This window comes from Williamsia sp. (assembly GCF_036566845.1).
In the GTDB taxonomy this organism is placed as follows: domain Bacteria; phylum Actinomycetota; class Actinomycetes; order Mycobacteriales; family Mycobacteriaceae; genus Williamsia.
On the sequence record NZ_DATCVM010000131.1, the window covers coordinates 33,690 to 41,061 of the forward strand.

Below are 7,372 nucleotides of genomic sequence, written 5' to 3' on the forward strand. Positions count from 1 at the left end.
TCCTTAGTGTTGGCCCGCCGGCAATTCGGCATCACTGGACTCCAGGTCGAGCCTGCGCAGGATCACGCCCTCACGCAGGGCCCATGGGCATATCTCCAAGGTATCGACACCCAGAGCGCGCATGGTGGATTCGGCCACGAGCGCGCCGGCCACCAGCTGTCCGGCACGGTCCACGCTCACTCCCTCCAGCTCCGCCCGGTCCGAGGCGGTCATCCGCGAGATGAATGCGATCAACTGTCGCAAACCCCCACTGGTCAGTGTCCTCTTGACACGGGGTCCGGCACTGGAAGGCGCCGCTCCGGTGAGTCGCGCCAGCGAGCGGAAGGTCTTCGAGGTGCCGACGGCCATGTCCGGCTTCCCCGGTGCGATGAGCTGTTTGGACGGGACCGCCAGTTCAGCGTCGAGCCAATCCCGCAGCACGGCCACCCGGCGGCGACCGGGTGGTTCCTCCGACAACCACTCACGGGTGAGCCGGCCGGCGCCCAGGGGCAGCGACAACGCCGCGTCCGGTTCCTCGTCCACACCATTGGAGAGCTCCAGGGAGCCACCACCGATGTCGAGGGCCAGGATCCGGCCCGCACCCCAGCCGTACCAGCGGCGAACCGCCAGCGACGTCAGGCGGGCCTCGTCGACGCCGGAGAGCACCGTCACACGAACACCGGACTCGGCTTCCACCCGAGCGAGCACCTCGTCGCAATTGGTCGCGTCCCGCACCGCTGACGTGGCAAAGGCCATGACCTGTTTGCAGCCCGAGGTGTAGGCGATCTTGGTGAACTCGTCGACCGCCTCGACCAGCGTGTCGGCGCCGTATCGGGTCAACCGACCGTCGCCGTCTATCTGTTCAGCAAGTCGCAACGTCGACTTGGTCGAACTCATCGGGGTCGGGTGACCGCCACGATGAGCATCGACGACCAATAGGTGGACTGTGTTGCTGCCGACATCTAGCACTCCTAAACGCACGCTCTACAACCTAATGCGTCTACCGTTGGCGTTTGTGCACGCAGCCTTCAAAATCGCACCCAAACCTGAAGTTCCTCTCGACTTTCCCCGTGAGTGGTACGAGTTCGCCGACCCTTCTAACCCCGAGCACCTCATCAACGCAGACCTGACGTGGCTGCTGTCACACTGGACCTGCGTCTTCGGCACCCCGGCCTGCCAGGGCATCATCGAGGGCCGCGAGGACGATGGGTGCTGCAGTCATGGCGCCTATCTGTCCGACGACGACGACCGGGAGATCCTCGCCAAAGGCATGGCCATGCTCACGCCCGAGGATTGGCAGTTCTACGAAAAGGGTTCTGGCAAAAACCCTTTGGGCAAGCGCGGCTATCTGGAGGAAGACGACCTCGACGGTGAGCCCGCCCTCAAGACCCGCAAGTACAAAGGCGCCTGCATTTTCCTCAACCGTCCCGGCTTCGCCGGCGGTCAGGGCTGCGCGCTGCACTCGATGGCGCTGCGCAAGGGCATCGAGCCGCTCGAGGTGAAGCCTGAGGTGTGCTGGCAGCTCCCGGTCCGGCGCGAACAGAAGTGGGTCGAGCGTCCCGACGGGGAAGAGATCCTGCAGACCACGATCACCGAGTTCGATCGGCGTGGCTGGGGTTCAGGCGGCGCCGACCTCAAGTGGTACTGCTCGGGTTCTCCTGACGCGCACATCGGCGCAAAGCAGGTGTGGCAGTCGTACCGGCCCGAGCTGATCGCACTGATCGGCGAGCCCGCCTACGACGAACTGGCCAAGATCTGCTCGCGGCGCAGTGCGCTGGGGCTGATCGCGGTGCACCCCGCGACGGCCGCCGCGACCAAGCGGCAAGAGGGCGACATCAAGTACGCCCAGCATCCCGAAGAGCACGCCTGAGTGATCGGAAGGTGTGCGGCGCCGGTGACGGAGCCGCACACCGGCGCGATCAGGGCTCGAACTTGTAGCCCAGGCCGCGGACCGTGACCAGATGCTTCGGATTGCCCGGGTCCGATTCGATCTTCGACCGCAACCGCTTGACGTGGACGTCGAGGGTCTTGGTGTCGCCGACGTAGTCGGCACCCCAGACCCGGTCGATCAACTGGCCCCGGGTCAAGACTCGCCCGGAGTTGCGCAACAGGTACTCGAGAAGATCGAACTCCTTGAGCGGCAACGTTATCGGACTTCCGCTCGCAGTCACCGTGTGACGCTCGACATCCATCGCGACCGGCCCGGCCTCGATCAATCCGCTGTCATATTCGGTGGTGTCACCCTCGACGCCACCACGGCGGAGCACCGCCCGGATCCGGGCGATCAGTTCACGCGCCGAATACGGCTTGGTGACGTAGTCATCGGCGCCGAGTTCGAGTCCGACGACCTTGTCGATCTCGCTGTCCCGTGCGGTCACCATGATCACCGGCACCGACGAACGCTGGCGGATCGACTTGCAGACCTCGATACCCGAGACGCCCGGGAGCATCACGTCGAGCAGCACGATGTCGGGAGCCACCCGCTCGAACTCCGGCAGCGCACTGGTTCCGTCGGTGACGATCGTGGCGTCGAAGCCCTCCTTACGGAGCAAGAAGGCAAGCGGGTCCGCCAAGGACATCTCGTCCTCGACAATCAGCACATGAGTCAACGGTTCAGTTCTTTCTCTTCGAAGACCGCGAAGGCGGTCGGATCAGGGATTGTGGCCGCGGGATCTGCCGGGCGCTCGACCGGCACCTCGGCCAATGGAACGGTGAGTGTGAATGTGGACCCGGTACCCGGCTTGCTCCAGAGATCGATGGCGCCGCCGTGGTTGGAGGCCACGTGCTTGACGATCGCGAGTCCGAGTCCGGTACCACCGGTTTTGCGCGACCGGGCCCGGTCGACCCGGAAGAATCGTTCGAATACGCGCTTCTGATACTCCGGTTCGATGCCGATGCCACGGTCCGTGACCGCGATCGCCACCATCTTCTGGTCGCCGGTGGTCGTCACCCGACGGCTCACCGACACCGCGGTGCCGCTGGGCGAATAGGCGATGGCGTTCGCGACCAGGTTGTTCAATGCCGTCAGCAGCAATGTGTGGTCGCCATAGACGTGCAGGCCGGCGCTGTCGTCGGCGGTCAGTTTGATCCCGGCGGCCTCGGCGTTGATCTGCGCGCGGTCGATCACCTCGTCGATCAGCGAATCGACCTCGACATCCTCGAGATCCGGCAGGCGTTCGGCGCCCTGCAGGCGAGACAGCGCGATCAGCTCGGAGACCATGGCCCCCAGCCGCTGGGCCTCGATGCGCACGCGCTCTCCGAAGTGATCGACGGAATAGGGATCATCCGACGATTCCAGCAACGCCTCCGCGAGCAGCCCGATGGCGGCGACCGGGGTCTTGAGTTCGTGGGACACGTTCGCCACGAAGTCGCGCCGGGTCTGCTCGACGCGGGCGTTTTCGGTGTCGTCCTGGCCGTAGACCACCGCATAACGTTCGTTGCCGTCGGTGACCAGCCCACTGCGGCAGGACACGGCGAGAACCTTGCGTCCGGGGCTGATCCCGGTGGACACGAAGGCGCCGGCGCTCTGCGACGGGACGAACCGGAATTGTTCGACGTTGCCGGTATCGAGGGTGGCCTGGGCGTGCTCCCACACGTCGTCGTCCAGCAGGTGATCCCGGACCATGCCGAGGTAGACCGCGCGTTCGTTGTAGAACACGACGTCGCGCACCACGTCGACCACCGCGAGTCCCGTTTCACCCCCCTCGACGATGAGGTCGAGCAGGGTGGCGCGGGTCATCGGCAGACGATCGGTATTCGACAGCAGCACCAAGGATTCCGGCGGCGAATTCGGATGTACGGCCGCCGCCGGAGGCAGATCACGCGGACCCGATCGGCGACGGCCGAGAAACCATCCGGCCGTCCCACCGAAGAGCAGCGCCAGCAATGCCACACCAGCGATAACAATTACGGTCACAGGCGAATCTTACGGGCAGCGCAGTACTCCACTCCTGCAGAATGCTCGGCGTCCGCCTCGGATAACAAGTCGGTACGCGAGTGTTCGGGCGCTGTTCACCGGAACTTCGCCGGGACGAACTCTCACCCCGTCAAAATCCACTCGCAGTCAGGAACCTCAGCGTGTGACTTCTGTGGCCATCGCCGCGTATTCGGGGTGCTGTTCGATGAAATGACCGACATAGGAACACAGCGGCACCACGTCTTTTCCGGTCTTGGCTATGTCGTCCAGAACGTACTTGACCAGGTGCGCAGCGTATCCGTGGCCGCTGTATCGGTCATGCACCACGGTATGTGTCAACACAACCTGTTCGGTTTCGTTGACATAGTCGAGATAGCCGACGTATTCCTCGTCGACGTATATTTCGTAACGCTCCTGAGGAACCGAATGCGACACGCTGATTTTGGGCGAACGCATTTCTGCCCCCATCTCTGATGTGTTTTTGCCCACCATGGAACCAGAGTAGACCGCACATCGACGGATCAGACAGAGTTGCGACAACCGCACGGAAATTCCCTGCGGCCGCCGCCGCACAAAACGTCTATTTGTTGCCCTGCGCCGCAACCGCGGCCGCGCCCGCAGCCGCGGCTTCGGGGTCGAGGTAGGTACCACCCGGATTGAGCGGCTTGAGGTTCTCGTCGAGGTCGTACCGCAGCGGGTTTCCGGTCGGGATGTTGAGTCCGGCGATGTCCTCGTCAGAGATGCCGTCCAGGTACTTCACCAGGGCGCGCAACGAGTTGCCGTGTGCGGCAACAAGCACCGTCTTACCAGCCCGCAGGTCGGCGGCAATGGTCTCCTCGAAGTACGGGATCAGCCGCACCACAACATCTTTGAGGCATTCGGTCAGCGGGACCTCCGGCAGGTCCGCGTACCGGACATCCGCGTCTTGGCTGTACTCGCTGCCCTTTTCGATGACCGGCGGAGGGGTGTCGTAGCTACGACGCCAGAGCATGAACTGGTCGTCGCCGAACTTTTCTTTGGTCTCGGCCTTGTTGAGCCCCTGCAGTGCGCCGTAGTGCCGCTCGTTGAGGCGCCAGTCCCGGACCACCGGGATCCAGTGGCGATCGGCTGCGTCGAGGGCGATCTGAGCTGTGGAGATCGCGCGCCGCAGCAGCGAGGTGTACAGCACGTCGGGCAGCAGGTCGTGCTCGACGAGCAGCTCTCCGCCGCGGACGGCCTCGGCCTCGCCCTTCTTTGTCAAGGCCACATCCACCCAACCGGTGAACTGGTTGGAGGCGTTCCAGGTGCTCTCGCCGTGGCGCATCAGGATCAAGGTTCCGTTGCTCATGAGGCACTAGTTTTCCACAGCCCCGCCACTCGCACAGTCGTCACCGTGCGGCAGTGACCATTTACACTGACGCCATCCTGTCTGGCGCGTGGAACTTCCGTGATCTGTCCGACCTCAAAACCTACGACGGACGTTGCGTCGGTGCGGGTTTCCTCTTCCGAAGCTCCGAACTCAGCGGACTCGACGAGGTCGGCGCCAAGAGTCTGACCGATCTGGGCGTCGCCGACGTACTGGATCTGCGGGATATCGCGGAGGTGCAGCGCAGCGGCGCCGATCGGGTGCCGGCCGGGATCGAGGTCCACGCGCTGCCGTTCGGCCTGAGCCACCAGGGTAGGCCTCCCCACGAGACGACGCCCGCCGAGCATGAGGCCGCCCGTGGTCAATACATGCTCGAGGTCTACCGGTCGATACCGGCGCTTCCTCGAGACCGCCTACACAGCGATGTCCGAGGACTTCGGATCACTCGGCAACTACCTGACTGCATGTCAGATAGGCGAGGCCGATCTCGAGGCGTTGCGGGACCGCCTTCTGGTCTGAGGTCTTCCCACGTCGGTGCCCGATTTCGGCGCCCACTGTCTGACTTGTTTGTAGCCCCCACATGCATGCATGATGCAAGTAATGAAACCCAGAGACAACAAGCCGGTGAATCCGCGGGTGCTGATCGCGGTGCTGTGCTTCGGCGGCCTGCTTGCATCGTTCATGCAGACGTTGGTGATCCCGATCGTGGGCCGACTGCCCGTGTACCTGGACACCACCTCCGACAACGCTTCATGGGTGATCACCGCCACGCTGCTCACCGCTGCCGTGGCAACACCCATCGCCGGACGGCTCGCCGACATGTTCGGCAAACGCCGAATCATCCTCGTCTGCATCGGAGCGATGATCATCGGTTCGGTCATCTGCGCGATGACCTCCATGGTCGTCCCGATGATCATCGGACGCGGCATCCAGGGCCTGGCCATGGGTGTCATCCCCTGTGGCATCAGCCTGCTGCGCGACAAGCTGGATCCGGCTCGGATCCCAGGGGCCATCGCCACGATGTCGGCGACCCTCGGCGTGGGCGGCGCGATCGGTCTGCCCGTGGCGGCCTGGATCACGCAGACCTTCGACTGGCACATGATCTTCTGGACCGCTGCCGGCCTCGCCGTCTTCACCTTCGTTCTCGTCTTCACTTTGGTCGGCGAATCCGACGCACGTTCGCCCGGCACCTTCGACTTCGTCGGGGCGGCCGGACTCACCGCGGCATTGGTGAGCCTGTTGCTGGCGTTGTCGAAGGGGGCGTCCTGGGGTTGGGCCAGCGGACTGACCGTGGGCCTGACGATCTTCGGGCTGGTCACCTTCGCCGTCTGGGGCTGGTTCGAGCTGCGGACCAGGACGCCCTTGGTCGACCTTCGAGTCTCGGCGCAGCCGGTAATCCTGCTGACCAACGCGGTGTCGATCCTGGTCGGTTTCTCCTTGATGGCCATTGGCCTGGCCGCGCCTCAGCTGCTGCAGATCCCGCACATCCCCGGACTCGTCGACTACGGCATGGGGCAGACCATCCTGGCGACCGGACTCATCCTCGCGCCCGGTGGCCTGATGATGATGTTCTTCTCGCCGGTCTCGGCCCGGATGAACATCAAGATCGGCCCCAAGATCACGCTGCTCACCGGTTCCGTGGTCGTCGCCGTGGGCTACCTGATGTCGGTCTTCATGATGTCGGAGCCGTGGCAGATCTTCGTGTGCAACATCGTTGTCAGTATCGGAGTCGGTATCGGGTACTCGGCCATGCCGGCGCTGATCATGTCGGCCGCACCGCTACATCAGATGGCCGCGGCCAATAGCCTCAACTCGTTGATGCGGTCGATCGGTACCGCGATCGCATCTGCCCTTCTCTCCACGATCCTCGCGAGTTCGGTGATCGAAATCGGTGGCGGCCACCACGTCCCGACCGAATCGGCCTTCCGCCTCGTGTTCATCATCGGCAGTGGCGTGGCAGTGGTGGCAGCGCTGCTCGCGCTGAGCATCCCGTACAAGTTCGTACGACACAGCGGGGGCAGCACCACGATCGAGACCACCACGATCAGCGAGAAGGTCTAGCCGGCAAACGCCCAGCCACAAACGCTCCAGCTATACGAAGACGCTCCACATATTTGTGGAGCGTCTTCGTA

At 63.9% G+C, this 7,372-nt stretch carries 8 protein-coding genes and 1 pseudogene; 4 read left to right on the forward strand and 5 right to left on the reverse strand.

Annotated features, from left to right (window positions below; translation table 11 throughout):
* Positions 1-3: 3 nt before the first annotated feature.
* The gene (locus tag VIQ49_RS12345) at positions 4-960 is read right to left on the reverse strand and encodes a Ppx/GppA phosphatase family protein (protein ID WP_331884915.1); all 957 of its coding nucleotides are present in this window, start codon (positions 958-960) and stop codon (positions 4-6) included.
* Positions 961-973: 13 nt separating this feature from the next.
* Here VIQ49_RS12345 and VIQ49_RS12350 point away from each other — a divergent pair, with 13 nt between their 5' ends.
* On the forward strand, positions 974-1,849 hold the full coding sequence (locus VIQ49_RS12350; protein WP_331884917.1) for a hypothetical protein: 876 nt from the start codon (positions 974-976) through the stop codon (positions 1,847-1,849).
* A 49-nt stretch (positions 1,850-1,898) separates the two neighbouring features.
* Here the strand turns inward: VIQ49_RS12350 and VIQ49_RS12355 are convergent, their stop codons facing one another.
* From VIQ49_RS12355 to VIQ49_RS12370, 4 genes are all read right to left on the reverse strand, one after another.
* Positions 1,899-2,588, reverse strand: a complete 690-nt coding sequence (locus tag VIQ49_RS12355; RefSeq protein WP_331884919.1) for a response regulator transcription factor — start codon at positions 2,586-2,588, stop codon at positions 1,899-1,901.
* Positions 2,585-3,895 carry a sensor histidine kinase gene (locus VIQ49_RS12360; protein ID WP_331884921.1) on the reverse strand — a complete coding sequence of 437 codons (1,311 nt, stop codon included), beginning with the start codon at positions 3,893-3,895 and terminating at the stop codon, positions 2,585-2,587. The genes VIQ49_RS12355 and VIQ49_RS12360 overlap by 4 nt, the downstream gene beginning before the upstream one ends.
* 156 nt (positions 3,896-4,051) lie before the next feature.
* Positions 4,052-4,351, reverse strand: a complete 300-nt coding sequence (locus tag VIQ49_RS12365; protein WP_331884923.1) for a GNAT family N-acetyltransferase — start codon at positions 4,349-4,351, stop codon at positions 4,052-4,054.
* Positions 4,352-4,475: 124 nt separating this feature from the next.
* Entirely contained in the window at positions 4,476-5,222 is a 747-nt protein-coding gene (locus tag VIQ49_RS12370) for a phosphoglyceromutase (protein ID WP_331884925.1), read from the reverse strand.
* A 53-nt stretch (positions 5,223-5,275) separates the two neighbouring features.
* On the opposite strand from VIQ49_RS12370, the pseudogene VIQ49_RS28935 reads away from it, so the two are divergent.
* The 3 genes and pseudogenes from VIQ49_RS28935 to VIQ49_RS12385 all read left to right on the forward strand — a co-directional run.
* Positions 5,276-5,567: pseudogene (locus VIQ49_RS28935) on the forward strand (tyrosine-protein phosphatase); the annotation flags it as partial.
* Positions 5,568-5,597: 30 nt separating this feature from the next.
* A complete protein-coding gene (locus VIQ49_RS12380) occupies positions 5,598-5,759 on the forward strand; it encodes a tyrosine-protein phosphatase (protein WP_331884929.1) in 162 nt (53 codons plus the stop codon).
* Positions 5,760-5,840: 81 nt separating this feature from the next.
* The gene (locus VIQ49_RS12385) at positions 5,841-7,301 is read left to right on the forward strand and encodes an MFS transporter (RefSeq protein WP_331884931.1); all 1,461 of its coding nucleotides are present in this window, start codon (positions 5,841-5,843) and stop codon (positions 7,299-7,301) included.
* Positions 7,302-7,372 lie beyond the last annotated feature (71 nt).